Here is a 1,463-nt window from a genome sequence, read left to right as displayed (position 1 = left end):
CGGCGGCCGTCGCCGCCGGCGTGGCCGCCGGGTCGCGCGGGGTCACCGACTACGGCAAGGCCGAGGTCGGCGACAAGACACTCGTCGACGCTCTCGTGCCCTTCAGCGGGGCGTTGACCCATGCCGTCGATGCCGGCGCCGGTCTCACCGACGCGTGGCGGACGGCGGCGGATGCCGCGACCCGCGCCGCACAGGCGACCGCCGACCTGTTGCCCCGCATGGGCCGCGCCCGCACGCACGGGCAGAACAGCGTGGGCACCCCCGACCCGGGCGCGATCTCGCTCGCCCTCATCGTGACGGCCGTGGGCGAGACGCTCGCGGAACAGAACTCAGAGAAGGAGAATGCGCATGCCTGAGCCGCTGCGGATCGTGATCGGCGCCGACGACGCCGGATTCGAGTACAAGGAGATCCTCAAGAAGGACCTCGAGGACAACCCCGCCGTCGCCGCCGTGCTCGACGTGGGCGTGGACGCCGACGGTCACACCCCGTACCCGAAGGTCGCGATCGAGGCCGCTCAGCGCGTCGCCGCCGGCGACGCCGACCGGGCGCTGCTGATCTGCGGCACCGGTCTCGGCGTCGCGATCGCCGCGAACAAGGTGCCCGGCATCCGCGCCGTCACCGCGCACGACTCCTTCTCGGTCGAGCGCGGAGTGCTGTCGAACAACGCCCAGGTGCTCACCATGGGGCAGCGGGTCGTCGGCATCGAGCTCGCCCGCCGCCTGGTGCGCGAGTGGCTGACCTACCGGTTCGACACCACCTCGGCATCCGCCGACAAGGTCGCCGTCATCGACGAGTTCGAGACCACCGGATCCTGCTGATGCCCGGCCACGAAGTTCGCACAAACGCGCCGATCTCGCACGATTCCGCCCGGGATCCGCGAGGTACGCGCGAGCCTGCGAACCTCGTGGCCGCCGCACACACGACCCCCGCGCAGGTGACGGTCGGGGTGAGCTTGAAGACGTACTTCGGGCACGCGCGAGCCACCGCGTGGTTCGCCGAGGTCGCTCCGCGCGCCGCAGCCCACCCCGGCGTGGCCTCGGGGGCCGTCCGCTTCTTCGTCATCCCCACCTACCTGCAGATCCTCCCCGCGCTCGAGGCGTTCGCCGGCACCCCGGTGCTCGTCGGCGCGCAGGACGTGTCGGAGTTCGCACCGGGCGCCTACACCGGCGAGGTCGCCGCCGCCGAGCTCGCCGAGGTTGGCGTCGCGGTCGCCGAGATCGGCCACGCCGAGCGCCGACGACTGTTCGCCGAGACCGACGAGGTCACAGCCCGCAAGGCCACCGCCGCGCTCTCCCACGGCATGACGCCCGTGCTGTGCATCGGCGAGACCGAGCGCATGGACGCGACGGATGCCGCAGCGGCGACCGTCGCGCAGCTCCAGGCGGACCTCCACGGCGCACCGGCCGGCCCCGTCCTCGCCGCGTACGAGCCGGTGTGGGCGATCGGTGCGCCCGTGCCCGCG

At 73.0% G+C, this 1,463-nt stretch carries 3 protein-coding genes; all 3 read left to right on the top strand.

Translation table 11 applies throughout. The annotated features are described in order from the left end of the window. A partial coding sequence (locus EIO58_RS17800) for a DAK2 domain-containing protein (protein WP_127820543.1) occupies positions 1-356 on the top strand: 356 nt, incomplete at its 5' end. Then, positions 349-819 (top strand): ribose-5-phosphate isomerase, encoded by a 471-nt coding sequence (locus EIO58_RS17795; protein WP_127820542.1) that lies wholly within the window; start codon positions 349-351, stop codon positions 817-819. The genes EIO58_RS17800 and EIO58_RS17795, both read left to right, overlap by 8 nt. A gap of 86 nt (positions 820-905) precedes the next feature. Continuing rightward, positions 906-1,463, top strand: a 558-nt coding sequence (locus tag EIO58_RS17790; protein ID WP_240659002.1) for a triose-phosphate isomerase family protein, incomplete at its 3' end; no start/stop codon positions are given.

It is taken from the genome of Microbacterium sp. CPCC 204701 (assembly GCF_004010105.1).
Lineage (GTDB): Bacteria > Actinomycetota > Actinomycetes > Actinomycetales > Microbacteriaceae > Microbacterium.
The sequence above is the reverse complement of the archived record's forward strand: the minus strand, read 5'-3'. Positions and strand labels throughout refer to the sequence as shown.